Source organism: Herbaspirillum sp. NPDC087042 (assembly GCF_044745245.1).
In the GTDB taxonomy this organism is placed as follows: Bacteria; Pseudomonadota; Gammaproteobacteria; order Burkholderiales; family Burkholderiaceae_D; genus Herbaspirillum.
In genome coordinates this window covers 78,958-104,895 of the sequence record NZ_JBIUZW010000004.1, presented here as the reverse complement: position 1 = coordinate 104,895, position 25,938 = coordinate 78,958, and the positions used below count along the sequence as shown (strand labels likewise).

Genomic DNA, 25,938 nt, shown 5'->3' with positions numbered 1-25,938 from the left:
CTGTCCCGGCCTTACAGCGCAATGCCGAGAATGGCGCAGGCCGCAGCCAGTTGCTGCTGCGCGGCTTCCAGCGTGGCACCGGTGAAGGTGACGTGTCCCATCTTGCGGCCACGACGGGCTTCGGCCTTGCCATACAGATGCAGGTGCGCACCCGGCAGCGCCAGTACCTGATCCCAGGCCGGCTCGCGTTGCGCATCGCCATCATCTTCGTACCAGACATCGCCCAGGATGTTCAACATCACCGACGGCGAATGCTGGCGCGTATCGCCCAGCGGCAGGCGCGCCATGGCGCGGGCCTGTTGCTCGAACTGGCTGGTGACGCAGGCATCGATGGTGTAGTGGCCGCTGTTGTGCGGACGCGGTGCCATCTCGTTGACCACCAGCGTGCCATCTTCCAGCACGAAGAATTCGATGCACAGCACACCCACGTACTGCATGGCGCCGATGATCTGCAGCGCCGCCTGTTGCGCGCGCGCGGCGGCATCGGCCTTGATGTTGGGACCGGGAACGGTGGTGGTGAAGAGGATGCCGTCACGATGCACGTTCTCGGCGATCGGATAGACCACCGCCTGGCCATCGTGACCACGGGCCACCAGCACCGAGACCTCGTAGGCCAGTGGCAGCATCTTTTCCAGCACGCAGGTCACGCCCTTCATGCCGGCGAAGGCGCTGCGCACGTCGTCCACAGAGCGCACGCGCACCTGGCCCTTGCCGTCGTAACCCATGCGGGCGGTCTTGAGGATGCCGGGCAAGAGGCTGGCATCGAGTCCATCGATATCAGCGGCGCTGTTGATCACCAGATGCGGCGCGGGCAGCACGCCCGAATGCGAACCGCATTCGGTGAAGAAAGCCTTTTCGGCAGTCCGGTCCTGCGCAATCGATACACCCGAGGCAGCCGGTGCGACGAAGGTCTGGCCAGCCAGCGTGGCCAGGCTCTGCGCCGAGACGTTCTCGAACTCGGTGGTCACGGCGGCGCACAGCTTGCCCAGCTCGGCCAGGGCGGCAGCGTCGTCATAGGCGGCGTTGATGAGGCGATCGGCGACCTGGCCGGCCGGACAGTCGGCATCGGCCTCCAGTACGGCGACCTTGAAACCCATGCTCTGTGCGGCGTGGGCAAACATGCGGCCCAACTGGCCGCCACCCATCACGCCCAGCCAGGTGGCGGGGGTGGTGGAAGGCACGGCGGCACGGGGGGCCGCCGAAGAGGATGCAAACTGCGAGGTCATACAGGCAACTTCATGTCGAGAGCGACTTGCGTCTGGGTCTTGCGGAAGGCTTCCAGCTTCTCAGCCAGCGCCGCATCGGTGGTGGCCAGCATGGCGATGGCCGACAGCGCCGCATTGGCCGCGCCCGCTTCGCCGATGGCGTAGGTGGCCACCGGAATGCCCTTGGGCATCTGCACGATGGACAACAGCGAATCCTCGCCGCGCAGATACTTGGAAGGCACCGGCACGCCCAGCACCGGCACGATGGTCTTGGCCGCGATCATGCCCGGCAGGTGCGCGGCACCGCCGGCACCGGCGATGATGGCGCGCAGGCCGCGCGTGCGGGCGCTCTCGGCATAGGCGAACATCTGGTCCGGCATGCGATGCGCGGAAATCACCTGGGCTTCGAAGGGCACGCCGAAGTCCTTCAGGATGGTGACCGCATTCTGCATCACCTCCCAGTCCGACGACGAACCCATGACCACGCCCACCAGGGGCTTGACGGTATCGCTCATGATCTTCAGTCCTTCAGCTTGTTGCCGGTCAGGCGCTCCAGCGCCTCACGGTACTTGGCACCGGTCTTGTCGATGACGTCAGCCGGCAGCGGCGGCGCCGGCGGGGTCTTTTGCCAGCCGTCGACGGTTTCCAGGTAGTCGCGCACGAACTGCTTGTCGAACGACGGCGGCGAGATACCGACCTGGTAGCTGTCGGCCGGCCAGAAGCGCGAGGAGTCGGCGGTCAGCACTTCATCCATCAGGTGCAGCACGCCATTGTCATCCAGGCCGAATTCGAACTTGGTGTCGGCGATGATGATGCCGCGGGTGGCGGCGTAGTCGGCGGCTTCCTTGTAGAGCTGGATGGCGACGTCGCGGATCTTGTGCGCCAGCTCGGTGCCGATGCGCTTCTCGGTTTCCTCGAAGCTGATGTTCTCGTCGTGCTCGCCCAGGTCAGCCTTGGCGGCCGGGGTGAAGATCGGTTGTTCCAGCTTGGAGGCCTGTTGCAGGCCAGCGGGCAGCTGGATGCCGCAGATCGCGCCGGTGGCCTGGTAATCCTTCCAGCCGGAGCCGATGATGTAGCCGCGCACCACGGCCTCCACCAGGATGGGCTTCAGGCGCTTGGCCACCACGGCACGTCCGCGCACCTGTTCCACTTCGGCCGGGCTCACCACCGATTCCGGATCCACGCCGGTGAGGTGATTGGGGACGATGTGGCCGAGCTTGTCGAACCAGAAATCGCTCATCTGGTTCAGGACCTTGCCCTTGCCGGGGATCGGTTCGTTCATGATGACGTCGAAGGCCGACAGGCGATCGGTCGTCACGATCAGCAACTTGTCGTCGCCGACAGCGTAGTTTTCGCGGACCTTGCCAGTGCCCAACAGCGGCAGGGAAGTGATCGAGGATTTGTACAGACTGCTCATGGTGGTCTTCCGTAAAGTCAAAAACCGGAACCGCCATGTTCAGGGCGATTCCGGTCGGTTAGTGCCAGCGCCTGGCTTCTCAGCGCTTACTGGACGATCTGTGCCAGTTCGCCGCTCTTGTACTTCTCGGCGATCTTTTCCAGCGAGACCGGCTTGATCTTGCCTGCCTGGCCTTCGCAACCGAAGGACAGGAAGCGTGCCTTGCACACCAGCTTGGCCGCTTCGCGGGCAGGCTTCAGGTAATCGCGCGGGTCGAACTTGGAGGGGTTCTCGACCAGGTAGCGACGGATCGCACCGGTCATGGCCAGGCGGATGTCGGTGTCGATGTTGATCTTGCGCACGCCGTGCTTGATGCCTTCCTGGATCTCTTCGACCGGCACGCCATAGGTTTCCTTCATGTCGCCGCCGAATTCGCGGATCTCGGCCAGCAGTTCCTGCGGGACGGACGACGAACCGTGCATCACCAAGTGGGTGTTGGGGATGCGGGCGTGGATTTCCTTGATGCGGTCGATCGCCAGGATGTCGCCGGTGGGCTTGCGCGAGAACTTGTAGGCGCCGTGCGAGGTACCGATGGCAATGGCCAGTGCGTCGCACTGGGTGGCCTTGACGAAGTCGGCAGCCTGGTTCACGTCGGTGAGCAGCTGTTCGCGGGTCATGGTGCCGTCGGCGCCGTGGCCGTCTTCCTTGTCACCCTTCATGGTTTCCAGCGAACCCAGCACGCCCAGTTCGGCTTCGACGGTCACGCCGATGGCGTGCGAGAACTCGACCACCTTGCGCGAGACTTCGACGTTGTACTCGTAGCTGGCCACCGACTTGCCGTCGGCTTCCAGGGAGCCATCCATCATCACGGAAGAGAAACCGGACTTGATGGCGGCCATGCAGACGGCCGGCGACTGGCCGTGATCCTGGTGCATCACCACGGGGATATGCGGATAGGCTTCCACGGCCGCCGAGATCAGGTGGCGCAGGAAGGCTTCACCGGCGTACTTGCGGGCGCCGGCCGAGGCTTGCATGATCACCGGCGAACCAACTTCGTTGGCCGCTTCCATGATGGCGGTGACCTGCTCCAGGTTGTTGACGTTGAATGCTGGCAGACCGTAGCCGTTTTCGGCTGCGTGGTCCAGCAATTGACGCATGGATACGAGAGGCATGATGAAAACTCCAGAACGATGAAAAAATCAGTACTCGCCAACGCGCAGGATCTTCAGCGCATTGGTGCCGCCGACCTGGCCGATGGGCTCGCCCCAGGTGGCCACGACCAGGTCTCCCTTCTGCACCGCGCCTTGCGCCAGCAGCAGATCCTGGGCGCCCTTCAACATGGCTTCGGTGTCGGGACACTGCGCCAGTTCCAGCGTATGGACGTTGCGGAACAGCGAGGCCTTGCGGCGGGTGGCGACATTGGGGGTGATCGCGAAGATCGGGATATCGATGTTGTGACGGCTCATCCACAGCGCCGTCGAACCGGATTCGGTGAGCGCGGCGATGGCCTTGACGCGCAGGTGGTGCGCGGTGAACAGGGCGCCATAGGCGATCGACTGGTCCACGCGGGTGAAGCGCAGGTTCAGGAAATCGGCGTCCAGCTGCACGTTGTCCGAACGCTCGGCTTCGATACAGATGGCCGACATGGCTTCCACGGTTTCCACCGGATACTTGCCGGAGGCGGTCTCGGCCGAGGTCATCACGGCGTCGGTGCCGTCGAGCACGGCGTTGGCCACGTCGGAGACTTCGGCGCGGGTCGGCACGGCATTGACGATCATGGACTCCATCATCTGGGTCGCGGTGATGGTCAGCTTGTTGGAGGCGCGCGCCATCTTGATCATGCGCTTTTGCAGACCCGGCACGGCAGCGTTGCCCACTTCCACGGCCAGGTCGCCACGGGCCACCATGATGCCGTCGGAGGCGTCGAGGATCTCCTGCAGCAGCGGGATCGCTTCGGCACGCTCGATCTTGGCGATCATCATCGGCTTGTGGCCGAAGGGCTCGCCGGCCACGTTGGAGAGCTGGCGCGCCATTTCCATGTCGGTGGCGTTCTTGGGGAAGGACACGGCCACGTAGTCGGCCTGGAAGCTCATGGCGGTCTTGATGTCGTCCATGTCCTTGGCGGTGAGCGCCGGCGCGGACAGGCCGCCGCCCTGGCGGTTGATGCCCTTGTTGTTGGACAGTTCGCCACCGATCATGACCACGGTGTGGATCTCGTTGCCCAGCACGCGCTCGACCTTCAGCACGATCAGGCCGTCGTTCAACAGCAGGATGTCATTGCCGCGCAGGTCGCGCGGCAGGGCCTTGTAGTCCAGGCCCACACGTTCCTGGTTGCCCATCTGGCAATCGGAGTCGAGGATGAACTTGTCGCCGTTGGCCAGCATCACCTTGCCCTGCTCGAACTTGCCCACGCGGATCTTCGGACCTTGCAGGTCGGCCATGATGGCGACCTTCTTGCCGCACTCGTCGGCCACTTCGCGCACCAGGCTGGCGCGGTCGATGTGGTCTTGCGGCTTGCCGTGGGAGAAATTGAGGCGCACGACGTCGACGCCGGCGCGGATCATGCGGGTAAGAGTCTCGCGGTCGCTGGACGCGGGGCCGATGGTAGCGACGATTTTTGTTGCTCTGGACATGAAAACCTTCTGGTTGCGACTGTAGATGAAGAAGCCCGCTGCCCGGCCCGATGCAGGGCCGTTCAGGCGGAGAGCTTCCGCCCCGAACGCGCGTCTCCTGCGCGTCCATCTTGTTGATGCTTCAGACTCAGAATCCGGGATACTGCCAGGCTCAAGGGGCCGCGCCCGGCAGGCGCGGCGCCGTTCATGCTTCGCCGTTATGCCTATCTATTGCGCTTATTGCGCGCGTTGCAGCAGGATCTCCACGGCCGGCAGGGTCTTGCCTTCCAGGAATTCCAGGAAAGCGCCACCACCGGTGGAGATATAGCCGACCTTGTCAGCGATGTCGTACTTGGCGATCGCAGCGAGGGTGTCGCCACCACCGGCAATCGAGAAGCCCGGCGAGGCCGCGATGGCGCGTGCCAGGGTCTCGGTGCCGCCGCCGAACTGGTCGAACTCGAACACGCCCACCGGGCCGTTCCAGACGATGGTGCCGGCACTGCCCAACTGTTGGGCCAGGGCGGCTGCGGTCTGCGGGCCGATGTCAAAGATCATGTCGTCGTCGGCCACGTCCTTGGCATCCTTCACGGTCGCCACGGCGGTCGGGGAGAATTCCTTGCCCACCACCACATCGGTGGGGATGGGTACCGAGGCGCCGCGCTTGGCCATCAGCTCGATGATGGCCTTGGCATCATCCACCAGGTCCGGCTCGGCCAGGGACTTGCCGATCTTCAGGCCGGCAGCCAGCATGAAGGTATTGGCGATACCGCCGCCAACGATGAGGTTGTCCACCTTCGCGGCCAGGGTCTTCAGGATGGTCAGCTTGGTCGAGACCTTGGAACCGGCCACGATGGCCACCAGCGGACGGGCCGGCTGGTTCAGGGCCTTACCCAGGGCGTCCAATTCGGCCGCCAGCAGCGGGCCGGCACAGGCCACCGGCGCGAACTTGGCCACGCCGTAGGTGGTGGCTTCGGCGCGGTGAGCGGTGCCGAAAGCGTCATTGACATAGATATCGCAGAGCTTGGCGATCTTTTGCGCCAGCTCGTCACTGTTCTTCTTTTCGCCCTTGTTCAGGCGGCAATTTTCCAGCAGTACCACCTGGCCGGGTTGCACGTCCACGCCGTCGACCCAGTTGGCGGCCAGCTTGACTTCCGAACCGAGCAGCTCGGAGAGGCGCTTGGCCACCGGGGCCAGCGAATCCTCGGGCTTGAACTCGCCTTCCACCGGGCGACCCAGGTGGGAAGTGACCATCACCGCAGCGCCTGCCTTCTGGGCCTCGCGAATGGCCGGTACCGAAGCGCGGATGCGCGTATCTTCGGTGATATTGCCTGCATCATCCTGCGGTACGTTCAGATCGGCGCGGATGAAGACGCGTTTGCCTTGCAATTGGTTGGCAGAAATCAGGTCGCTCAGTCGGTTGAATTTCATAGGTAGGAATTCGGAGAAGGGGGCGAAAAACGTCGTATTTTACTCCAGCCTGACCCTCTCCAGACGGCTTTTTGGCGGGTCGGGCGGCTGGAATGGCCTATTGAGGCGATTCCTGGCCGGCGTTGTCGGCAACTTCACAACATCCAGCGCAACACTGTAAAGAGTGCCATTCCGGCCACAATAGTTCCCAACAGATGCCGCGTCGCAGCAAAGAAAACCGCCCCACCGATGCCGGCCAGCAACTTCGGATTGGCCAAGCTGATGTCGATGACGTCGCGCGAGACCGCCAGGTCAGGAATGACGATGGCCGCCATAGCCGCGGCCGGCGCATAGCTGAGGGCGTGCTTGAGGCGCGGCGGCAGCTTGACCGCATGGCCGAAGAGGAAGAAGCCGCTGCGTGTGAGCAGGGTCGACAAGGTCATCAGGATGATGGCGGCCCAGACATACCATTCGCTCATGCAGCGACTCCCTCGCCCTTGTCGTTACCGGGAAGCAATTTATCGACCAGCAAGGCCGTCGCCATGCCCAGCAGCATGGCCACCAGCAAACCCAGCCGGTAGGGCAAGCCCAGGGCCAGCACCGCCACCGTGCCCGACACCACCACCCCGGCCAGCGCTGGCAGATTGCTGGTCATCGGGATCATGATGGCGATCAGGGCCAGGGTGCCGGCAAAACCGATGTTCCAGCTCTCCGGGATCTGGCTGGCCAGCAGGATGCCGATGGTCGCGCCCAGTTGCCAGGCCACCCAGCCGGGATAGCAGATGGCGGCAAAATAACCGATCTTGCCCGCCGGCTGGCCGAAGGTAGAGGGTGGGAAGCGTTGCGGGAAGAAGGCCATCGAGATATCGCCGTTGAAAAAACCGTACCAGATGCGGCGATACCAGGGCAGATGCTCGAAATGCGGCGCCACGGCGGCGGAGAAGATGACAAAGCGCAGGTTCACGATCATCGCCGTGAAGAACACCACCAGGAGCGGCGTCCCCACCGCCAGCAGCGGCAGCACCGCAAACTGGGCCGAACCGGCATAGACCAGCAGGCTCATGCCCAGCGACTGGAAGATGCTCATGCCCGACTTGACCATGGCCATCCCCGATACCATGCCCCAGGCCAGCACTGCCGGGATGGTCGAGGCACTGGCGCGCCAGCCTTCCTGGAAGGCCTGCTTCTCGATGTGGCGTGGATCGCTCCCCGGACTGTGGCAGTCCCCTGAGGCGGCCTCGCCTGTCTCCTTCTGCATTCTTGTTCCGTTTTGCGCTTGATTGAACGAACTGCCGCGGCAAATGAGGGGCCGTCGGCATGTGATGCGTGTTGTATGACATTTTTACTCAGCCCGATCATTCTACAGATGAAAGTTTTTGCTCGTGTGAATCCGCTAAAATGGAGGCCGCCGCAGTGCACACAGGTCCCGCCCCGGCTCACTGGCGCGGTGGAAAAGACAAGTGCTGCACCATCCGACACCGTTTTCAATGTTTCACGCCCCAACGCTTTATCTACGGAGAACAAGATGAGCCAAGCTCAAGCATCGCAGGCCGTGGTCCTGCTCGAAGGAAAAGACCTGCCGGCCCACTGCCCCAACCCCAGCATGACCAGCTGGAACTCGCACCCGCGCGTGTTCCTGGAACTGGATGCGCACGGCGCGGCCAAGTGCCCGTACTGCGGCACCCAGTACCAGCTGAAGCCGGGCACCGTGGTCAAGGGCCACCACTGATCCAGGCGAACACGCCAGACACGAGAGGGCCCGCAAGGCCCTCTTTTCATCTGCACCGGAGATTGTCATGCCGCGTACCAAACTGATCCATGGCTCGCCCGACGAGATCGAAGCCGCCTACTACGACGCCCTCTCCCGCGCCGACCTGGACGCCCTCATGGACCTGTGGGCCGACGACGAGGAAATCGTCTGCATCCATCCCGGCGCACAACGCCTGGTCGGGCATGCCGAGATCCGCTCGGTCTGGGAAGACATCCTCGGCAATGGTGGCCTGCATATCCGCCCGCGCCAGCTGCATGCGACACAGAACATGATGACCGCCGTGCACAGCGTCATCGAGGAAATCGATCACGGCCCCCAGGAGCAACCCGACGTCCATGTGATCGCCACCAACGTCTACCTCAAGACCGCGCTGGGCTGGCGCATGGTGATGCACCACGCCTCGGTGGCCCCCGGCGCCGCGCCGATGGAAGCCATCGTCAGCGGTGCCATGCTGCATTGAATCCATCCTGTTTGATCTTCGACCCGGCATTCCCGAACAAGGCAGTCCCATGCGTTACATCCCGCCCCGCTGGCTTCCCGGCGGCCACCTCCAGACCATCTACCCCTCGACCTTCCTGTCCAAGCCCGCGGTAGCGTATCGCCGCGAACGCTGGGATGCACCCGATGGCGATTTCGTCGATATCGACTTTGTCGACGGCCAGCCCGGGCGGCCGCTGGTGGTGCTGTTCCATGGGCTGGAAGGCTCTTCCGACAGCCACTACAGCCGCGCCCTGATGGCCGAGGTGCAGCGGCGTGGCTGGCATGGCGCGATCCCGCACTTCCGCGGCTGTTCGGGTGAGATCAACCTGGCGCCGCGCTTCTATCACTCCGGCGACAGCATGGAGCTGGACTGGATCCTGCGCCGGCTCAAGCAACGCCAGCAAGACCTGGCCGCCACGCACCTGTATGCCTGCGGGGTATCGCTGGGTGCCAATGCCCTGTTGCGCTGGCTGGGTGAATCGCAACACGAGGCCGAGATCGTCGACGCCGCCTGCGCGGTGTCGGCGCCGCTTGATCTGGCCGGTGGCGGCGCGGCGCTGTCCAGTGGCTTCAACCGCCTCTATACCTGGGTGTTCCTGCGCACCATGCGTCCCAAGTGCCTGGCCAAGCTGGAGCAGTTCCCCGGCCTGTTCGACCGTGAAGCCGTACTGGCCGCACGCGACCTGTATGCCTTCGACAACGTGGTCACCGCGCCCCTGCATGGCTACCGCAACACCGACGACTACTGGGACCGCGCCAGCGCCAAGCACATCCTGCATGACATCACGGTCCCCACCCTGGTGCTCAATGCACAGAACGATCCCTTCCTGCCGGCGCGCCACCTGCCGCGCTCGGCAGCGCCGGAAGTGGTGCTGGACTATCCGGCCCAAGGCGGCCATGTCGGCTTTGCCGCCGGCGGGCCACCGGGCAGCCTGGCCTGGCTGCCACGGCGACTGCTGCACTTCCTGGAGGGCAAGGCCGACTCCGCCTTCAACTTCGCCCAGCAAGAGGAGCACCGCCGTGGATGAGATCGTGCGCCAGGCCATGAGCAAATGGCCCAATGTCCCGCACTGCTTCGCCTGGCTGCGCCTGGATGCCCGGGGCGGCTGGCGCATGCGCGACGAACGGGCGCAGCAGCTGGGCCTGGCCGGCGAAGCGATCCGTCACCCGGCCCTGCTGGCCTTCATCGAACGCAACTATGCCCATGACGAACAGGGCCGCTGGTATTTCCAGAACGGCCCGCAACGGGTCTATGTGGATATCGAATGGATGCCGCGCATCCTGCGTACGCAGCCGGCGGCAGAGGGACTGCCGTCACTGCTGCTGCATACCGGGGAAGTTTTCGGCGCCGTCGAGGCGGCATGGATGGATGAGCAGGGACGCCTCTACCTGCGCGCCGGCGATCAGGTGGCCGGCGTGGATGACCGCGATCTGGTCCATCTGCTACCCGCCTTGCAGCTCGCCCCGGTCGCTGACACCGGTGCCGACGAGGAGGCGCTACTGCGCTGGCTGGACGGCGACGACGACATCGCGCCACAGTTCTGCCCGGGCGCACAGCCATTGCCACTGCAGCGGGTGACGGCGAGCGATATTGCGCAGCAGTTCGGTTTCGTCGCCCTGCCCCGCCAAGCCTGACGCGGACCTAGCCGCGTTCCTTCAGCTCTTTCTGCTGGTCCTTCCATTGCGCCTTCCACTCGCGCTCGCGGGCATCGATCTGTGACTGGTCGTAGAAGCTCGCATCGGGTGCGCGACGGGCGATGCCCAACTGTTCGATCGCAGCCAGCAGGCTGCCGTTGAGCGCATACGACTCGGCCAGCGCCAGATGCTGCAGAGCCTGCTTGCCCTGCGCCGCGTAAGCCTTGGCCAGCAACTGCTGGACCTGGGCATCGGAGCGGTAGAGCTGGGCCTGGTCGCGCAGGTAGGCCACCGCCTCATCCATGCGGCGCGCGCCGATGAGCGCATCGGCATACTGGCGTGCGATGGTGCGCGAGATCGGGAATTGCTGGCGCAGGCTGTCGGCCAGCTGGACTGCTTGCTGGGACTGTTTCCGGGCGATCTTGATATCGATGTCCAGGCTGCCGAACATGATGCCGGTCTTCAAGGGAATGGCAGCTTCCTGGGCTTCCTTGAGCATGGCCTCGGCCTGCTCGAACCTGTTCTGGCGGTAGTACACGTAGGCCAGGCCGTACTTGGCCGCTGCGGTTTGCAGCTTGGTGTTCTGCTTGAGCTGTTCCTGGAATTTCTCGGCCGAATCACGCAGACCCTGGACCGTATCGTTCTGCAGCACCTGGGTGCGCGCACGCACCAGCTGGAACTCGGGATTGTCCACCCGCTGCTTGTAGCGCTGCTCGCGGATGCGCGCCTGGATGTCGGCGATCCGTTCGGTGGTCAGCGGGTGCGTCATCAGATAGGGCGGCACGACATCGCTGTAGTTGCGCGAGGCAGCCTGCAGGCGCCCGAAGAAGGTCACCATGCCGGACGGATCGAAGCCGCCATCGCGCATGATCTGGAAGCCGATGCGATCGGCCTCGCGTTCGGCGTCGCGACTGAAGTTGAGCTGGCGCTGCACGGCCAGCCCGGTGCCGCCCATCATGGTAGCCATGGCGGCATCGCCACCGGCCTTGGAGACACCGGCCAGCGCGCCCAGCACGATGGCCGCCAGCTGGATCATGGAATTCTGCTTCTGCTGCCCCAGCATGCGGGCGATGTGACGCTGGGCCACGTGACCGATCTCGTGCGACATCACCCCGGCCAGCTCGGACTCCGACTGTGCCGCCAGCACCAGGCCGCTGTTGACGCCGATGAAGCCGCCCGGCAACGCGAAGGCGTTGAGCATGGGATCACGCACCATGAAGAACTGGAAATCGAAGCCCGCCTCGCCGCGCACCTCGGGATGGATGCCCACCAGGTTCAGGCCGAAATTGTTGAGGTACTCCGACACCGGGCCATCGTCGACGTAGTCGCGGTCGCTGCGGATATCGCGCATGATTTCCTCACCCAGCTTGCGCTCCATCAGCGGCGACAGGCCTTCGCGCTCGGTATCGCCCAGCGTGGGCAAGCCCTGCGCCACGCCAGGGCCCGGCACCAGCGTCAGCGGCGCCGCCGGTAACAACAGCAGTGCGGCGCTCAGGGCGCGCGCCAGCATCTTGCGGACAGGTCGGGAAGTACGGTGGTCGGTCTCGGTGACGGTTCGTGGCATGGACGAAGGCGATTGGAATTGGTCGTGTGCGTAGTACGGCGCGCGGCTGGCTGCCTGCTATGATACCCCTCCTCCGCTCCAATTTCACTTTCGGCGAACCACCCATGAGCACATCCGGCGAACACGCCCCCAATGGCGGCCTCACCCATTTCGACCAGGGCGGGCAAGCCCACATGGTCGATGTCGGCGCCAAGAACGAGACCCATCGCACAGCCATCGCCAGCGGGGTGATCCGCATGCAGCCTGCCACGCTGGCCATCATCGAAGCCGGCACCGCCAAGAAGGGCGACGTGCTGGGCATTGCCCGCATCGCCGCCATCATGGCCGCCAAGCGCACGGGGGAGCTGATCCCGCTGTGCCATCCGCTGGCCTTGACGCATGTCTCGGTCGACTTCGAGACCGATGCCGCCAGCGCCTCGGTGCGCTGTACCGCGCGCGTGGAAACCTTCGGCAAGACCGGGGTGGAAATGGAAGCGCTGACCGCCGTGCAGATCGGTCTGCTGACCGTCTACGACATGAGCAAGGCAGTCGACAAGACCATGGTGATGAGCGATATCTGCGTCACCGAAAAACGTGGCGGCAAGAGCGACATCCACATGGAACGCCCCTGAGCGTCAAGCTGGCCGCCCAACAAAAAACGCGCCCTCAGGCGCGTTTTTTCATGGCATCGCTACTGCTGCGCCATCAGGCGCCGCGGCAGTTGGCCGGCGCGTACTTGGCTTCCAGCGTACCGGCCACGAAGCCGGTATTGGCGGTCGCACCTTCCGGGGTCGATGCGGCCTTGGTGCCGGCCGCGGCGCACTGCCACTGGATGGTGCCGGAGGCGATCGTCGGGGTCAGGGTCAGCGTGCCACCCTTGCCCACACGCGGGCCATAGGTGATGGTGATGACACCACCCACACCGCGGGTGCTCATCGCCGAGACCTCGATCTTTTCCACGTTGTCGGTGGCCGTGAAGGACGGCAGGCCCAGCTGGGCCACAGTGAAGACGCCATTGTTGGAGCTGATCTGCTCCGTCACCGCCAGCTTGTAGGGCTCGGCCAGGTTGAAACCTTCCGAGACGCGGGCGCGGGCGATGTAATCCTGGTATTGCGAGGCGCCCAGCATGGCGAGAATGCCGACGATGGCCAGCGTCACCATCAGTTCGAGCAGGGTGAAGCCTTGTTGCGATTTATTGGATACGACTGGTTTCATGGGATCCCCGTGAGAAATAAAATGGCGTTGCCAGTATGGGCAGCGCCAACAATGCGGCCAAGCGAAAAAATTGCAAAGTAGCAGCTTTGATCGGCTCCGGCGCTGAGGTGTGTCAAACATGCCCACCCTACCGGCCTGCTTGCCTTGGCAGGCAGCACCAGGCGACTAGCCGGCCCGCTCTGCAGACTTCCGGCGTTTCAGGCTCGATCCGACCAGCACCACGCCGATCGCACCGACCAGGCCAGGCAGGCTCAACTGCACCGACGCGCCCGGCAGGACGAATTCGGTCTGCTCGATGAAGCCCTGCAGCAAGGACTGGATGGCAGTGTCGCCGAAGATCATGCCGCCGGCAATATAGCCCAGCAAAGCCGCGCCCAGCGTGACGATAACTGGGAACCGTTCCATCAATTTCAAGACCAGCGTGCTGCCCCAGACGATGATGGGAATACTGACCACGATACCGAAGACAACCAGCATCAGCCGATGCTCGCCGGCCGCCTGTTCAGCGGCGCTGGCGATGGCGATCACGTTGTCCAGGCTCATCACCAGGTCGGCCACGATGACCGTCTTGACGGCGCCCCACAGACGCTCGCTGCCATCGATGTCGGCGTGATCCTCATGCTCGTTGAGCAGCTTCACCCCTATCCACAGCAACAGGATGCCGCCGACCAGTTTCAGGTAGGGCAGTTGCAGCATGGTCACTGCGAAGGCGATCAGGGCGATGCGGATGGCAATGGCGCCCGCCGTGCCCCAGACGATGCCCTTCATGCGGAGCCTGTCAGGCAGGTTGCGACAGGCCAGGGCGATGACGATGGCGTTGTCGCCACCGAGCAGGATATCGATCAGGATGATCTGACCGACTGCGATCCAGTTCAGGTTCGCCAGGAATTCCATGGGTTTCCTCAGTAGGGCTTCGCACCCCGTAACGGGGGCGCGTGGCAGGGTCAACTCTGTCACCGCGAAGTGTGCCGGAAAACGACATGGGGAGCCGCAGCTCCCCATGCTTGACTTGCTGTGTTGCCGATCTTATCGATCTTGCTATTGCTTGCCAGTCGGGCCGGTGCCAGCGGCACCCGCCCGGGCTGGCGTAGCCGGATGCTTACAGCACCGACTTCAGCAGGCGGCCCATCTCGGACGGGTTGCGGGTCACCTTGATGCCGCACTCTTCCATGATGGCCAGCTTGGCTTCGGCGGTGTCAGCACCACCGGAGATCAGCGCACCTGCGTGGCCCATACGCTTGCCCGGGGGCGCGGTGACGCCGGCGATGAAGCCAACCACCGGCTTCTTCATGTTGTCCTTGATCCAGCGCGCTGCGTTGGCTTCGTCAGGACCACCGATTTCACCGATCATGATGACAGCATCGGTGTCCGGATCGTCGTTGAAGGCCTTCATCACGTCGATGTGCTTCAGACCGTTGATCGGGTCGCCACCGATACCGACGGCCGAGGATTGACCCAGGCCCAGGGCGGTCAGCTGACCCACGGCTTCATAGGTCAGGGTGCCGGAGCGGGAAACCACGCCGATACGACCCTTCTTGTGGATGTGGCCCGGCATGATGCCGATCTTGATTTCGTCCGGGGTGATCAGGCCGGGGCAGTTCGGGCCCAGCAGCAGGGTCTTGGAACCGGCCTTGGCCATGCGGTCCTTCAGGGCCAGCATGTCACGAACGGGGATGCCTTCGGTGATGCAGATGGCCAGGTCCAGGTCGGCTTCGACAGCTTCCCAGATGGCGGCAGCAGCGCCGGCGGGCGGCACGTAGATCACCGACACGGTGGCACCGGTAGCGTTCTTGGCTTCGGTCACGTTGGCATAGATGGGGATGCCTTCGAAGTCTTCACCGGCCTTCTTCGGGTTCACGCCTGCCACGAAGGCGTTCTTGCCGTTCGCGTAGTCGCGGCACATGCGGGTGTGGAACTGGCCGGTCTTGCCGGTGATACCTTGGGTGATGACCTTGGTGTCTTTGTTGATGAGGATCGACATTTCTCTTCCTTGACTGTGATGCCTGCGCCGCTGGCGGCGCCCGCTACTGCACTATGTGCAGCCGGCGGCTCTGGCCGCGCAGGCTTTCGTGTTGGGTTACTTACTTGGCAGCTGCCACGACCTTTTGTGCGGCTTCTTCCATGGAGTCGGCCGAGATGATCGGCAGACCGGAATCGGCCAGCAGCTTCTTGCCCAGGTCTTCGTTGGTGCCCTTCATGCGCACCACCAGAGGCACCTTCAGCGAGACTGCCTTGGAAGCAGCGATCACGCCTTCGGCGATCACGTCACAGCGCATGATGCCGCCGAAGATGTTGACCAGGATGGCCTTCAGTTCGGGGTTCTTCAGCATGATCTTGAAGGCTTCGGTGACCTTCTCGGTGGTGGCACCGCCGCCCACGTCCAGGAAGTTGGCCGGCTCGCCGCCGAACAGCTTGATGGTGTCCATGGTGGCCATGGCCAGGCCGGCGCCGTTGACCAGGCAGCCGATGTTGCCGTCCAGGGAGATGTAGGCCAGGTCGAACTTGGAAGCTTCGACTTCAGCCGGATCTTCTTCGTCCAGGTCGCGGTAGGCGACGATTTCCGGGTGACGGTACAGGGCGTTGGAGTCGAAGTTGAACTTGGCGTCCAGAGCGATGACCTTGCCGTCGCCGGTCAGGATCAGGGGGTTGATTTCAGCCAGGGAAGCGTCGGTTTCCCAGTAAGCCTTGTACAGGCCTTGCAGGTTCTGACGAGCAGCCGGGATGGAAGCAGCGGGCACGCCGATCTTGGCGGCCACGTCATCGGCTTGTGCATCGGTCAGGCCATCGATCGGATCGATGATGACGTTGTGGATCTTTTCCGGGTTGCTGTGGGCAACTTCTTCGATGTCCATGCCGCCTTCGCTGGAGGCCATCAGCACGACCTTTTGCGAAACGCGGTCGGTCACCAGGGAAACGTACAGTTCCTTCTTGATGTCGGCGCCTTCTTCGATCAGCAGGCGACGCACCTTCTGGCCTTCAGCGCCGGTCTGGTGGGTGATCAGTTGCATACCCATGATCTGGTTGGCGTATTCCTTGACCTGTTCGATGGACTTGGCCACCTTCACGCCGCCGCCCTTGCCGCGACCGCCTGCATGGATCTGGGCTTTCACGACCCACACCGGACCGCCCAGCTCTTTGGCTGCCGCTTCGACTTCGTCGACCGACATGCACGGAATGCCGCGCGGCACGGTTACGCCGAACTGGCGCAGGATTTCTTTACCCTGATACTCATGGATTTTCATGGGAGCTTCCCTTTAGACACTGAATGAATAAAACTTGCCGGATTGAAATTCGGTGTCCGGCGCAATGCCGGTCCACACGAAAGCAGACTGCAACCCGCAGGCGGGTGTCGTATCCGTTGCCGGATGGGGACAGGCGCAGGCGTGAGCTGCGCGGGTTGCAAGAGAATTCGTCGAATTGGGCATGTGCATGCCGTCTGCTTTAGTTGGTCTGATATTCGAAACGCGCCAGCTTGCGCCGAAGCGTTCGCATTATCCATTCTTGCTGCTGTCGTGGGCCTTACATCGCGGCGCCGTTTTAATAAACCGGCAACAAGCGATATCTCCTCAGGCTTGCGCGCCGCAGCAAAAACTTCCGAATTTTAGCACAGGCCGGGCGCCCTGAAAGCCGGTAGCGCTAACATTGCCAAGAAAGACCGGGAATTGCCAGGCGGCAGGAAAAGCGCGGGACGGACGATGCCGTTCAGGCCTGATCTTCCTCGTCGGCCCAGGCAGTCTGGAAGGCTTCGCGGATGCTGCGATGGGAAAAACCCCGTTGCTGGAGGAAGCGCATCTGCTTGGCACGGGTCTCGGCATCCGGGGGAGGAGCACTGAATTTGCGGCGCAGCACCTGGGCCGCGCGCTCACCCTCGCCGGCGGCCAGATCGGCCTTCAGTTCGCTGAGTGCCTCGCCCTCGATGCCATGGCCATGCAGCTCTGACAGGATGCGCTGATTGCCGTAGCGCGCCGAGCGGCGATGCACCAGGGATTCGGAAAAACGTTCTTCGGAAAGGAAACGGGATTGCTCCAGCCACTGGAGCAGGGCCTCGATGTCGTCACCCTCTTGCGCGTAAGGGGCAAGCTTACGCGCAAGTTCCAGGCGACTGTGCTCACGTGAAGAGAGGTACTTGAGCGCCCGTGCTTTCAGGCTAATCGGCGGTCTGGGCATGACTTTCGACGACACGGACGTTGAGACGAATGAAGCATGATGCGGATGATGGTACAGATGGTACAGATACTGCGGATACTGCGGATGCTGCCGATGCTGCCAACAAGCGAACGACGAATTGAAACGGATAGTGCCAGTAAAACCAACGCAGCCGGTACGACGATCACAACCTGCCGCGCTCTTGCCACCCGCGTCCACTGCAGCCCGACCGCAGTCGGGATCACAAGGGACGGGGACTGACAGGCGCCTTCAAGGCGTCAGCGGCTCAGGCAAACCTTGCCGCCATGAAGACGCTTGAAAGACAGATCAGGAAGCCTGCGCTTCGGCGGCACCACTGGCCAGCTCGGGAACGCCCAGGGCAACGCGGACCTTGTTCTCGATCTCGCGCGACAGTTCCGGATGTTCCTTCAGGTAGTTACGGGCGTTGTCCTTGCCCTGGCCGATGCGCTCGCCGTTGTAGCTGTACCAGGCGCCGGACTTTTCCACGACCTTGTGCTCGGAGCCCAGGTCCAGGATCTCGCCTTCGCGGGAAGTGCCTTCGCCATACAGGATGTCGAAGTGGGCTTCGCGGAACGGCGGCGCAACCTTGTTCTTGACGACCTTGACCTTGGTTTCGCTGCCGATGACTTCGTCACCCGACTTGATCGAGCCGGTACGACGGATGTCCAGACGCACCGAGGCGTAGAACTTCAGTGCGTTACCACCGGTGGTGGTTTCCGGGTTGCCGAACATGACACCGATCTTCATACGGATCTGGTTGATGAAGATCACGGTGGTGTTGGTGCGGTTGATGCTGCCGGTCAGCTTGCGCAGCGCCTGCGACATCAGACGGGCTTGCAGGCCGGGCAGGGAGTCGCCCATGTCGCCTTCGATTTCCGCCTTCGGAGTCAGTGCAGCCACCGAGTCCACCACGATCAGGTCGACCGCACCCGAGCGCACCAGCGCATCGGTGATTTCCAGGGCCTGTTCGCCGGTGTCGGGCTGCGAGATCAGCAGGTCATTCAGGTTCACGCCCAGCTTCTGGGCGTAGGTGACATCCAGCGCGTGCTCGGCGTCGATGAAGGCGCAGGTGCCGCCCAGCTTCTGCATCTCGGCAATCGATTGCAGGGTCAGCGTGGTCTTGCCCGAGGATTCCGGACCGTAGATCTCGATGACGCGGCCACGCGGCAGGCCGCCGATGCCCAGGGCGATGTCCAGGCCCAGGGAGCCGGTGGAGACCGCCTGGATTTCCTCGGCGATGACGCCGTCTTCCATGCGCATCACCGAGCCCTTGCCAAACTGCTTTTCAATCTGTGCCAATGCGGCGGCCAGCGCCTTGCTCTTCTCAGAGTTGTTCGCAGCTTTCTTGTCGTCCATAAATCTCTCTCGGCAAAATGTCGTGAAGAAGGGGGGAGGGTCGTGCAGGCATTGCCCGGGGGCATCCGAACTGGTGTCGAGCCGGATCGCTGCCCCGATAGATCGACACTGTATAAAAAAACAGTGATCGGTGCAAGCGTTTTTGTACGCCCGCAGGAAAACGACGGGGCGAAAACCACAATTATATGAGACTCCGGGCCTTCAATTCGGCAGAATGCGCAGAGGAATGATGCACGCAAGGCAAAAAAACGGCACACTCGCGAATTGGAAGGAAATAATCGTCAGTTTTGCGTCAATATGGCTGAATAACCACGCTATCTTCCGCAAATTGCGATAAAGCAACATTCAAAGACCAAAGACCGAAGATTGTTTGACAGACTGTTCCCATGAGTTTAGTGCCCTTTAGCCATATCAGCGCCCTGCGCAGCCTGATCATCGACGACATGCCGACGATGCGTCAGAACATCCGCATGCACCTGGGGCAGCTCGGCGTGACCAAGGTCGACCAGGCCGGCACGCCCGATGAAGCGATCCGCTTCGTGCAATCCGGCACCTATGACCTGATCATCTGCGATTACAACCTCAACAAGGAAAGCAACGGCCAGCAGCTGCTGGAGTTCTTCCGCACCCAGAACATGCTCTCGCCGACCTGCATGTTCATCATGGTGACCGCCGAAAGCGGCTACAACCTGGTGGCCAGTGCCGCCGAGTTCCAGCCCGATGCCTACATGCTCAAGCCGCTGACGGCCAGTCGCATCGCCGAGCGCGTCGACCGCCTGCTGGAAAAGCAGCACGCCATGCTGCCGGTGACCGAGAAGATGAAGCGCAAGGACTTCACCGGCGCCATCGTCGAATGCGACAACGTCCTCAAGAGCGCGCCCAAGTGGATCGTCGAGATCATGAAGACCAAGGGTACGCTGCTGATTGACCAGCGCCGCATCGACGAGGCACGCGAGGTCTACAAGCAGGCCCTGGCCATGCGCGACGACCTGGTGTGGGCCAAGATCGGCCTGGCACGCTGCAATATCGTGGCCGGCCAGATGGATGACGCGCGCGTGATCGTCACCGATGTGCTGGAGCAGAACAAGCAGTTCATCGCCGCCTACGACCTGATGGCGCAGATCGATGAAGCCCAGGGCAACCAGGAAGGCGCGCTGGAGGCGCTGACCAAGTCGTCCGAGATCATCCCCTCGGCGCGCCGCAGCCGCCTGGTGGGCGACGTGGCCTATCGCAGTGGCCATCTGGACCAGGCCCGCGAAGCCTATGACAAGGTACTCAAGCACACCAAGGGATCGCTGACCGCGCAACCCACCGACCTGCTCTCGCTGGCCCAAGTGCACATCGATAGCGGCGACCCCGATGCCGCCCTGCGCCTGCTGGAAAGCGCGCCGCGCCGCTACGAAGAATCCAACATGTTCGTCTCGGCCCAGGCGGCCGTGCAGGCCCAGGCCTATGTGCAGCTGGGCGACACGATCTCGGCCCAGCAAGCCTTTGAGGCGGCACGTCAGGCCGCCGGCCGCGACAACTCCGACGTCGCCGCACTGGCGCTGGCCAAGGCCGCCTTCTCGATGGGCAAGGACGAGGAAGGCGCCAAGCTCATCGCCGACGTCGTCAAGTCCGACCACGAGAACAAGACCCTGCAGATGCTGGCGCGCAAGGTGCTGGCTGACACCGGCCGCGCCAACCTGGCCGAGGAGCTCATCGATGGCGCCGTCAAGCAGTGCATGTCCATCATTGCCGAGGCCAATGCCCTCATGCGCAGCGCCAAGCCCGACGAGTCGCTGGCCAAGCTGGAGGAGGCACTGGCCAGCATGCCCGAGAACACCGGCGTGCTGCTGGCCTCGGCGCAGCTCCACTTGCTGTGGATGAGCCAGCGCGGCTGGAACGAGGAATACGTCAAGCGCGTGCGGCGCTACCTGGCCACCCTGGATCGCCTGATCCCCGGTAACGATAGAGTCGCCAAGATGCACAAGTTCCTGCGCGATACCCTCAGTAAAGTAGCCCCGAAGAGCTGACCATGGATCCCAAGCTTGCCGCGATCATCATTCACGACATCAAGAACTCCCTGGGCGTGCTGGAGGGCGAACTGCGCCGTCTCTCCGAGGACGTGCCGCCTGCCCAGCAGGCCCATGTCACCTGCCTGGCCCTGCAGGAAAAACTGATTGCCTTCCTGACCCTGTACAAGGCCGACTCGCAGGGCCTGCGTGCCCAGGTGGAGGCGGTGTCACCGCTGGACTTCCTCGACGCGCTGGTGCGTGAGCATGGCGTCAATCGCAACGGCAGCGACATCACCCTGGAAGTCGACGAGACAGGGATGCCTATCATCGGCTTCTTCGACGAACACCTGGTCGCGCTGGCCCTGGAAGCCGCGCTCCAGAATGCCAGCCGCTTCGCCCGCGCGCATATCGCGGTGGGCTGTCGCAACCAGGATGAAGGCGGCGTGGTCTTCACCGTACGCGACGATGGCCCCGGTATCGGCACCCAGGAAAAGAAACCCTCCACCGGCCTGGGCATGGACCTGTGCAATGCGATTGCCACCGCCCACAACAAGGAAACGCGGTACGGTGAAGCGCGTCTGTCCAATCATGCCGATGGCGGCGCCCTGTTCGAGCTGTCCCTGCCGTAATGCTGCAAGGGCGCATGTCCTGGCCTGCCGGGGACATGCGCAAAGCGCATATTCAAGCGCGAAAATAGTCGTTCTGCCGCATCGGCTTCGTCCTTAGAGTGTGGGTCTGGTTTGTCCTGCCCGGGCTGCTTGCCCGGATCACCCAACACGACAAGAACGGACCCCATGCAACGCAGACACTTCCTCGGCCTGGCACCGGCCGCGCTCGGCGCAGCCATGCTCGGCGCGGCGCCCCTGAGCGCGCGCGCAGCCAAGCCTCCCAAGATCATCCGTCTCGACTACGCCACCTATTCGCCGCCCAGCCTGGTGCTGCGCAGGTTCGGCTGGCTGGAAGACGATCTCAAGGCGCAAGGCACCGAGGTCAAGTGGGTCTTGAGCCAGGGCAGCAACCGCGCCCTCGAATACCTCAACAGCGACAGCGTCGACTTCGGCAGCACCGCCGGCCTGGCGGCCTTGCTGGCGCGCGCCAATGGCAATCCGGTCAAGGCGGTCTACATCTATTCGCGTCCCGAATGGACCGCGCTGGCCGTGGCCAAGGATTCGCCGGTCAAGGCCATCACCGAGCTCAAGGGCAAGAAGATTGCCGCCACCAAGGGGACCGATCCCTACCTGTTCCTGCTGCGCGCATTGCATGAGAACGGACTCAGGAAAAGCGACGTGGAGATCGTCCACCTGCAGCACGCCGATGGTCGCGCCGCGCTGGAACAGGGCCGCGTGGCGGCCTGGGCCGGCCTCGACCCGCATCTGGCGGCCAGCGAGCTGGAGGCTGGTTCGCGCCTGATCTATCGCAACGTCAATTTCAATACCTACGGCTTCCTCAACGTCAGCGACAGTTTCGCGGCCCGTCATCCGGACCAGGTCGGGCGCGTGATCGCCGCCTATGAACGGGCACGCGCCTGGATCATCGCCCATCCCGACGAGACCGTGGCGCTGCTCTCCGAAGAAGCCAAACTGTCTGCGCCGGTGGCGCGCCTGCAATTGAAGCGCAATGATTTCTCGCATCCGCTGATCGGCCGCGAGCACATCGATGCCCTGCGCGCGGCTGCGCCCATCCTGATCGAAGAAGACCTGGTCAAGCGTGACACCGACCTGCCACGCACCATCAACGCACTCATCGATCCCTCCTATGCCCAGGGTGTGGTGAAGGCCTGAGGCGATGAGCGACCAGGCCGCGATCACCATGGCAGCGGCGCCCGCTGCGGCGGCAAACGGGACGGCGCGCGCGCCTGCGCAGCGCCTGCGCCCCAAGGGCTGGCCCGCTGACGACGGCTACCGGCCCCGGCGCTTCACCGGTGCGATCCTGCCGCTGGCCTTGCTGTTGCTGGCCGAGCTGGGCGCGCACCTGGACTGGATCCCGGCACGCCTGCTGCCGCCCCCCAGCGAACTGGCGCACACCCTGTGGTCGCTGGCCGTGCGCGGTGAACTGCTGCCGCACATCGCCGCCAGCCTGGCGCGCGTGGCGGCAGGATTTGCCATCGGCAGCCTGCTGGCCATCGTGCTGGGTCTGCTGGTGGGCATCAGCCGGCGTGCCGAAGCCTGGCTGGAGCCCAGCTTCCAGGCCCTGCGCGCCATCCCCAGCCTGGCCTGGATTCCCTTGCTGCTGCTGTGGCTGGGCATCGACGAGACACCCAAGATCGTGCTCATCGCCATCGGCGCCTTCTTCCCGGTCTACCTGAACCTGGTGGCCGGTATCCGCGACATCGACCACAAGCTCATCGAGGTGGGCACCAGCTCCGGTCTGGGTCGGGGTGAATTGATCCGCCACATCCTGCTGCCGGCCGCCCTGCCCTACCTGTTCGCGGGCTTGCGGGGTGGCCTGAGCCTGGCGTGGATGTTCCTGGTGGCGGCCGAACTGATCGCCGCCACACGTGGCGTGGGCTACCTGCTCTCGGACGGCCGCGAGAGCAGCCGCCCCGACCTGGTGCTGGCCGCCATCCTGATCCTGGCCGTGCTGGGCAAGCTCAGCGACGGCCTGCTGCGCGCCATCGAACACAAGAGCCTGGGCTGGCGCGACGCGCGCCGGCAGTCCAGCCAGAAGAATTCCTGACCACCCTCCCCTTGCTTCCCATGACCACTCCCTCTTTCGTCCCAGGCCGCCGCCGCTTGCTGCAAGCCGGCACCGGGCTAGGACTTGCCGCCCTGACGCCGGCCCGCGTGCTGGCGCAGGCCGGCAACAAGAACATCCGCATCGGCTACCAGAAGTCGTCGACCCTGCTGACCATCCTCAAGGCCAACGGCACGCTGGAAAAGCTGCTGGCGCCCACCGGCGCGAAGATCAGCTGGCACGAATTCACCAGCGGCCTGCCGCTGCTGGAAGCACTCAATGTGGGCGGGGTCGATCTCAGCGCCGATGTCGCCGACACGGTGCCGGTCTTTGCCCAGGCCGCTGGCGCGCAACTGGCCTATGTCGCCCAGGAGTCGCCCTCGCCGGCCGCGCAAGCCATCGTCGTGCGGTCCGATACACCGCTGCGCAAGGTCACCGACCTCAAGGGCAGGAAGGTCGCCGTCACCAAGGCGGCGGGTGTGCATTACCTGCTGATCGCCACACTAGAAAAGGCGGGATTGAAGTTCTCCGACGTCGATGTCGCCTACCTCTCCCCGGCCGACGGACGCGCAGCCTTCGAGCGCGGCAGCGTCGACGCCTGGGTCACCTGGGACCCTTTCCTAGCGGGGGTGCAGCGCCAGTCGCCGGTGCGTATCCTGGCCGATGGGCGCGACGTGGCCGACTACCAGCGCGACTACCTGGCCTCCGCCAGCTTCGCCCAGGCGCGGCCTGATGTCTTGCGCGTGGTCTTTGACGAACTCAGGAAGACCGGTACCTGGGTCAAGCAGCAGCCCAGGGAGGCAGCGGCCTTCCTGGCGCCGCTGTGGGGACTGGATGCCGATACCATCGCGCTGGCCAATGGCCGCCGTAGCTATGAGGTGCGCGCCGTGAGGCCGGATTCGCTGGGCGAGCAGCAACGCATCGCCGACACCTTCCTCGCCGCTGGCCTGTTGCCCCGGAAGGTCAATACCGCAGACGTGGCGATCTGGACGCCACAACAGGCGGGCTGATCGTGGACGGACTGGACCAGGTCACGCTGGTGCTCTTGTTCCTGCTGGTGGTGGTGGCCTTGCTGTTTCCGCTATCGGATGGCCGCTTGCCGGGTCGCAGGCAGCATGAAGGCCAGGACGACGAGGCAGGGGAAGGAGAATCGAAGCGCCGCTGATGCGGTGCTTTTTTTTGCTGCAGGACAGGCGTGGAATGCGCATAAAAAAACCGCCGGCCAAGGCCGGCGGTAAAACGGACTGGCGACGCTCATCCACTAACCGCCGCCTTCCGCGCCAAACTGTTACTAAGCCATCAAACTGCTCAATGCATTACGCCGTGACCGGATCCAGCTGCTGGATACCTGCCAGGACCCAGCCGCCCTGGCCGGCGACCGGCTTGGACAGGTTCCAGATCTCGGCGAACTGCGCCGGCGAGGCGTTCTGGTCTTCCTTGATGAAGCCGAAGAACTTCACGCTGGCCACGTGATCGTTGCCCACGGTTTCCACGCCCAGCACTTCCGCATCCAGCGAGACCACGTCGGTCTGGTTGACGGCGGCGCCGCGCTCCTGGATCTGCAAACGCAGCTCGGCAAACATTTCCGGGGTGGTGAATTCACGGATGTCGTTGATGTCGGCCTTGTCCCATGCCGCTTGCAGGCGGATGAAGTAGGTCTTGGCGTTGCGCACGAAGCCCACGGTATCGAAACCGGCCGGGATGCCATAGGCAGGTGCCGCCTCGGCATTGCCGAAGCCGCCACCGAAACCGCCTTGCGCCACCGGTGCCGCCTGCTCCGACTTGAGCATGGAACCGATCTGCGGGGTGGCCGTGCCATTTGCACCATGGTCAGCGGCTTGCTGCTGTGCCGCGCCAGCCCAGGCCGGACGAGCCTGCGAACCTTCCGACTTGCGGCGGAACATGCGGATGACGAACATCACCGCCAGGCCGATCAGGGCCACCATCAGGATGGTGCTGATCATGCTGGCCAGGGCGCCGCCCAGGCCGAAGTGCGACAGCAACGCGCCCAGGCCCAGGCCCAGCAGCGCGCCACCCAGCAGACCCTTCCACATGCTGGGCTTGGCCGCAGCGGCGGCGGGAGCAGCGGCCGGTGCGGCCGGCTTGGCAGCCGCAGCGTTATTCTGCTGCATCGGGGCCGGGCTTTGCGCCTGGCGGCTGGCACCCGAGGACTGTTTGCCGATCGAGCCGCCACCGCCAAGACGCTTGGCTTCGACGGTCGACATGCCAACAGACAGCGTCATGACCGCCACTATCAGCGCGACAAATGCTTTTTTCATGCTATCTCCTAGATGGAATCTGATGTGATGCGGTCACATCGGCCGGAATACTGGATTGCTTGGTTGGTTGCTGCGGGATCGGACAACAGGATCAGGCAGCGAGGGCTGGCCGCGCGCGAGCATGTCCCAGCTGTCGCACGACGCAGGGCCTCGGTCTAACAGGGGCGGTTCAGCGGGCGCAGCAAGACATGTCGCGCGAGGC

At 63.8% G+C, this 25,938-nt stretch carries 27 protein-coding genes; 11 read left to right on the top strand and 16 right to left on the bottom strand.

The window, feature by feature from the left end; all coding sequences use genetic code 11:
- Positions 1–11: 11 nt before the first annotated feature.
- The 8 genes from ACIPHN_RS07630 to ACIPHN_RS07595 all read right to left on the bottom strand — a co-directional run bounded on the left by ACIPHN_RS07630 (position 12) and on the right by ACIPHN_RS07595 (position 7,878).
- Complete coding sequence (locus tag ACIPHN_RS07630; RefSeq protein WP_400434864.1) at positions 12–1,226, bottom strand: 5-(carboxyamino)imidazole ribonucleotide synthase; 1,215 nt, start codon at positions 1,224–1,226, stop codon at positions 12–14.
- Positions 1,223–1,720, bottom strand: a complete 498-nt coding sequence (purE, locus tag ACIPHN_RS07625; protein ID WP_400434862.1) for a 5-(carboxyamino)imidazole ribonucleotide mutase — start codon at positions 1,718–1,720, stop codon at positions 1,223–1,225. The genes ACIPHN_RS07630 and purE overlap by 4 nt, the downstream gene beginning before the upstream one ends.
- A gap of 5 nt (positions 1,721–1,725) precedes the next feature.
- Positions 1,726–2,622, bottom strand: coding sequence for a phosphoribosylaminoimidazolesuccinocarboxamide synthase (locus ACIPHN_RS07620; RefSeq protein ID WP_400434860.1), 897 nt, complete (start codon positions 2,620–2,622; stop codon positions 1,726–1,728).
- An 86-nt stretch (positions 2,623–2,708) separates the two neighbouring features.
- Positions 2,709–3,773, bottom strand: a complete 1,065-nt coding sequence (gene fba / locus ACIPHN_RS07615; RefSeq protein WP_400434858.1) for a class II fructose-bisphosphate aldolase — start codon at positions 3,771–3,773, stop codon at positions 2,709–2,711.
- Between the two features lie 27 nt (positions 3,774–3,800).
- Positions 3,801–5,234: a pyruvate kinase gene (pyk, locus tag ACIPHN_RS07610; RefSeq protein ID WP_400434856.1), complete on the bottom strand. Its 1,434-nt coding sequence runs from the start codon at positions 5,232–5,234 to the stop codon at positions 3,801–3,803.
- 216 nt (positions 5,235–5,450) lie between these two features.
- Positions 5,451–6,641 (bottom strand): phosphoglycerate kinase, encoded by a 1,191-nt coding sequence (locus tag ACIPHN_RS07605; protein ID WP_400434854.1) that lies wholly within the window; start codon positions 6,639–6,641, stop codon positions 5,451–5,453.
- A 134-nt stretch (positions 6,642–6,775) separates the two neighbouring features.
- Positions 6,776–7,099, bottom strand: a complete 324-nt coding sequence (locus ACIPHN_RS07600) for an AzlD domain-containing protein (protein WP_400434852.1) — start codon at positions 7,097–7,099, stop codon at positions 6,776–6,778.
- Complete coding sequence (locus ACIPHN_RS07595) at positions 7,096–7,878, bottom strand: AzlC family ABC transporter permease (RefSeq protein WP_400434850.1); 783 nt, start codon at positions 7,876–7,878, stop codon at positions 7,096–7,098. The genes ACIPHN_RS07600 and ACIPHN_RS07595 overlap by 4 nt, the downstream gene beginning before the upstream one ends.
- Positions 7,879–8,145: 267 nt before the next feature.
- Between ACIPHN_RS07595 and ACIPHN_RS07590 the strand changes: the two genes are divergently transcribed.
- The 4 genes from ACIPHN_RS07590 to ACIPHN_RS07575 all read left to right on the top strand — a co-directional run bounded on the left by ACIPHN_RS07590 (position 8,146) and on the right by ACIPHN_RS07575 (position 10,506).
- Positions 8,146–8,349 carry a zinc-finger domain-containing protein gene (locus ACIPHN_RS07590; RefSeq protein WP_198982969.1) on the top strand — a complete coding sequence of 68 codons (204 nt, stop codon included), beginning with the start codon at positions 8,146–8,148 and terminating at the stop codon, positions 8,347–8,349.
- A gap of 67 nt (positions 8,350–8,416) precedes the next feature.
- On the top strand, positions 8,417–8,851 hold the full coding sequence (locus ACIPHN_RS07585) for a YybH family protein (RefSeq protein WP_400434847.1): 435 nt from the start codon (positions 8,417–8,419) through the stop codon (positions 8,849–8,851).
- A 49-nt stretch (positions 8,852–8,900) separates the two neighbouring features.
- Positions 8,901–9,899, top strand: coding sequence for a YheT family hydrolase (locus ACIPHN_RS07580; protein WP_400434845.1), 999 nt, complete (start codon positions 8,901–8,903; stop codon positions 9,897–9,899).
- Entirely contained in the window at positions 9,892–10,506 is a 615-nt protein-coding gene (locus ACIPHN_RS07575) for a DUF2946 family protein (protein ID WP_400434843.1), read from the top strand. Before ACIPHN_RS07580 ends, ACIPHN_RS07575 begins: the two co-directional genes overlap by 8 nt.
- A gap of 7 nt (positions 10,507–10,513) precedes the next feature.
- On the opposite strand, the gene ACIPHN_RS07570 is transcribed toward ACIPHN_RS07575, so the two are convergent.
- Positions 10,514–12,070, bottom strand: coding sequence for a M48 family metalloprotease (locus ACIPHN_RS07570; RefSeq protein ID WP_400434841.1), 1,557 nt, complete (start codon positions 12,068–12,070; stop codon positions 10,514–10,516).
- Positions 12,071–12,174: 104 nt separating this feature from the next.
- Between ACIPHN_RS07570 and moaC the strand changes: the two genes are divergently transcribed.
- Positions 12,175–12,681 (top strand): cyclic pyranopterin monophosphate synthase MoaC, encoded by a 507-nt coding sequence (moaC, locus tag ACIPHN_RS07565; protein WP_400434840.1) that lies wholly within the window; start codon positions 12,175–12,177, stop codon positions 12,679–12,681.
- A 73-nt stretch (positions 12,682–12,754) separates the two neighbouring features.
- On the opposite strand, the gene ACIPHN_RS07560 is transcribed toward moaC, so the two are convergent.
- The 6 genes from ACIPHN_RS07560 to recA form a co-directional block, all read right to left on the bottom strand.
- A complete protein-coding gene (locus ACIPHN_RS07560; RefSeq protein WP_400434838.1) occupies positions 12,755–13,264 on the bottom strand; it encodes a pilin in 510 nt (169 codons plus the stop codon).
- Between the two features lie 165 nt (positions 13,265–13,429).
- A complete protein-coding gene (locus tag ACIPHN_RS07555) occupies positions 13,430–14,158 on the bottom strand; it encodes a TerC family protein (protein ID WP_400434836.1) in 729 nt (242 codons plus the stop codon).
- Between the two features lie 205 nt (positions 14,159–14,363).
- Complete coding sequence (gene sucD / locus ACIPHN_RS07550) at positions 14,364–15,245, bottom strand: succinate--CoA ligase subunit alpha (RefSeq protein WP_006461749.1); 882 nt, start codon at positions 15,243–15,245, stop codon at positions 14,364–14,366.
- 100 nt (positions 15,246–15,345) lie between these two features.
- On the bottom strand, positions 15,346–16,506 hold the full coding sequence (gene sucC / locus ACIPHN_RS07545) for an ADP-forming succinate--CoA ligase subunit beta (protein ID WP_400434833.1): 1,161 nt from the start codon (positions 16,504–16,506) through the stop codon (positions 15,346–15,348).
- A 460-nt stretch (positions 16,507–16,966) separates the two neighbouring features.
- On the bottom strand, positions 16,967–17,431 hold the full coding sequence (gene recX, locus ACIPHN_RS07540) for a recombination regulator RecX (RefSeq protein ID WP_400434831.1): 465 nt from the start codon (positions 17,429–17,431) through the stop codon (positions 16,967–16,969).
- Between the two features lie 306 nt (positions 17,432–17,737).
- Positions 17,738–18,787: a recombinase RecA gene (gene recA / locus ACIPHN_RS07535; protein ID WP_198981265.1), complete on the bottom strand. Its 1,050-nt coding sequence runs from the start codon at positions 18,785–18,787 to the stop codon at positions 17,738–17,740.
- Positions 18,788–19,173: 386 nt separating this feature from the next.
- Here recA and ACIPHN_RS07530 point away from each other — a divergent pair, with 386 nt between their 5' ends.
- The 6 genes from ACIPHN_RS07530 (at position 19,174) to ACIPHN_RS07505 (ending at position 24,622) form a co-directional block, all read left to right on the top strand.
- On the top strand, positions 19,174–20,802 hold the full coding sequence (locus tag ACIPHN_RS07530; RefSeq protein WP_400434829.1) for a tetratricopeptide repeat protein: 1,629 nt from the start codon (positions 19,174–19,176) through the stop codon (positions 20,800–20,802).
- Between the two features lie 2 nt (positions 20,803–20,804).
- Positions 20,805–21,413 carry a sensor histidine kinase gene (locus tag ACIPHN_RS07525; RefSeq protein WP_400434827.1) on the top strand — a complete coding sequence of 203 codons (609 nt, stop codon included), beginning with the start codon at positions 20,805–20,807 and terminating at the stop codon, positions 21,411–21,413.
- A gap of 165 nt (positions 21,414–21,578) precedes the next feature.
- A complete protein-coding gene (locus ACIPHN_RS07520; protein ID WP_400434825.1) occupies positions 21,579–22,565 on the top strand; it encodes an aliphatic sulfonate ABC transporter substrate-binding protein in 987 nt (328 codons plus the stop codon).
- Positions 22,566–22,569: 4 nt separating this feature from the next.
- Positions 22,570–23,460, top strand: a complete 891-nt coding sequence (locus tag ACIPHN_RS07515; RefSeq protein WP_400434823.1) for an ABC transporter permease — start codon at positions 22,570–22,572, stop codon at positions 23,458–23,460.
- A gap of 20 nt (positions 23,461–23,480) precedes the next feature.
- The gene (locus ACIPHN_RS07510) at positions 23,481–24,467 is read left to right on the top strand and encodes an aliphatic sulfonate ABC transporter substrate-binding protein (RefSeq protein WP_400434822.1); all 987 of its coding nucleotides are present in this window, start codon (positions 23,481–23,483) and stop codon (positions 24,465–24,467) included.
- A gap of 2 nt (positions 24,468–24,469) precedes the next feature.
- Positions 24,470–24,622: a hypothetical protein gene (locus ACIPHN_RS07505; protein WP_400434820.1), complete on the top strand. Its 153-nt coding sequence runs from the start codon at positions 24,470–24,472 to the stop codon at positions 24,620–24,622.
- A gap of 151 nt (positions 24,623–24,773) precedes the next feature.
- Here the strand turns inward: ACIPHN_RS07505 and ACIPHN_RS07500 are convergent, their stop codons facing one another.
- The gene (locus ACIPHN_RS07500) at positions 24,774–25,736 is read right to left on the bottom strand and encodes a Tim44 domain-containing protein (protein ID WP_400434818.1); all 963 of its coding nucleotides are present in this window, start codon (positions 25,734–25,736) and stop codon (positions 24,774–24,776) included.
- Positions 25,737–25,938 lie beyond the last annotated feature (202 nt).

Coding starts and splice junctions, on each gene's coding strand:
- ACIPHN_RS07585 (WP_400434847.1), top strand. CDS start 8,417: ATGCCGCGTACCAAACTGATCCATGGCTCGCCCGACGAGATCGAAGCC.
- ACIPHN_RS07590 (WP_198982969.1), top strand. CDS start 8,146: ATGAGCCAAGCTCAAGCATCGCAGGCCGTGGTCCTGCTCGAAGGAAAA.
- sucD (WP_006461749.1), bottom strand. CDS start 15,245: ATGTCGATCCTCATCAACAAAGACACCAAGGTCATCACCCAAGGTATC.
- ACIPHN_RS07600 (WP_400434852.1), bottom strand. CDS start 7,099: ATGAGCGAATGGTATGTCTGGGCCGCCATCATCCTGATGACCTTGTCG.
- ACIPHN_RS07605 (WP_400434854.1), bottom strand. CDS start 6,641: ATGAAATTCAACCGACTGAGCGACCTGATTTCTGCCAACCAATTGCAA.
- ACIPHN_RS07510 (WP_400434822.1), top strand. CDS start 23,481: ATGACCACTCCCTCTTTCGTCCCAGGCCGCCGCCGCTTGCTGCAAGCC.
- pyk (WP_400434856.1), bottom strand. CDS start 5,234: ATGTCCAGAGCAACAAAAATCGTCGCTACCATCGGCCCCGCGTCCAGC.
- ACIPHN_RS07530 (WP_400434829.1), top strand. CDS start 19,174: ATGAGTTTAGTGCCCTTTAGCCATATCAGCGCCCTGCGCAGCCTGATC.
- recA (WP_198981265.1), bottom strand. CDS start 18,787: ATGGACGACAAGAAAGCTGCGAACAACTCTGAGAAGAGCAAGGCGCTG.
- ACIPHN_RS07515 (WP_400434823.1), top strand. CDS start 22,570: ATGAGCGACCAGGCCGCGATCACCATGGCAGCGGCGCCCGCTGCGGCG.
- ACIPHN_RS07500 (WP_400434818.1), bottom strand. CDS start 25,736: ATGAAAAAAGCATTTGTCGCGCTGATAGTGGCGGTCATGACGCTGTCT.
- ACIPHN_RS07525 (WP_400434827.1), top strand. CDS start 20,805: ATGGATCCCAAGCTTGCCGCGATCATCATTCACGACATCAAGAACTCC.
- ACIPHN_RS07620 (WP_400434860.1), bottom strand. CDS start 2,622: ATGAGCAGTCTGTACAAATCCTCGATCACTTCCCTGCCGCTGTTGGGC.
- sucC (WP_400434833.1), bottom strand. CDS start 16,506: ATGAAAATCCATGAGTATCAGGGTAAAGAAATCCTGCGCCAGTTCGGC.
- ACIPHN_RS07595 (WP_400434850.1), bottom strand. CDS start 7,878: ATGCAGAAGGAGACAGGCGAGGCCGCCTCAGGGGACTGCCACAGTCCG.
- ACIPHN_RS07555 (WP_400434836.1), bottom strand. CDS start 14,158: ATGGAATTCCTGGCGAACCTGAACTGGATCGCAGTCGGTCAGATCATC.
- ACIPHN_RS07580 (WP_400434845.1), top strand. CDS start 8,901: ATGCGTTACATCCCGCCCCGCTGGCTTCCCGGCGGCCACCTCCAGACC.
- fba (WP_400434858.1), bottom strand. CDS start 3,773: ATGCCTCTCGTATCCATGCGTCAATTGCTGGACCACGCAGCCGAAAAC.
- purE (WP_400434862.1), bottom strand. CDS start 1,720: ATGAGCGATACCGTCAAGCCCCTGGTGGGCGTGGTCATGGGTTCGTCG.
- ACIPHN_RS07520 (WP_400434825.1), top strand. CDS start 21,579: ATGCAACGCAGACACTTCCTCGGCCTGGCACCGGCCGCGCTCGGCGCA.
- recX (WP_400434831.1), bottom strand. CDS start 17,431: ATGCCCAGACCGCCGATTAGCCTGAAAGCACGGGCGCTCAAGTACCTC.
- moaC (WP_400434840.1), top strand. CDS start 12,175: ATGAGCACATCCGGCGAACACGCCCCCAATGGCGGCCTCACCCATTTC.
- ACIPHN_RS07630 (WP_400434864.1), bottom strand. CDS start 1,226: ATGACCTCGCAGTTTGCATCCTCTTCGGCGGCCCCCCGTGCCGCCGTG.
- ACIPHN_RS07560 (WP_400434838.1), bottom strand. CDS start 13,264: ATGAAACCAGTCGTATCCAATAAATCGCAACAAGGCTTCACCCTGCTC.
- ACIPHN_RS07570 (WP_400434841.1), bottom strand. CDS start 12,070: ATGCCACGAACCGTCACCGAGACCGACCACCGTACTTCCCGACCTGTC.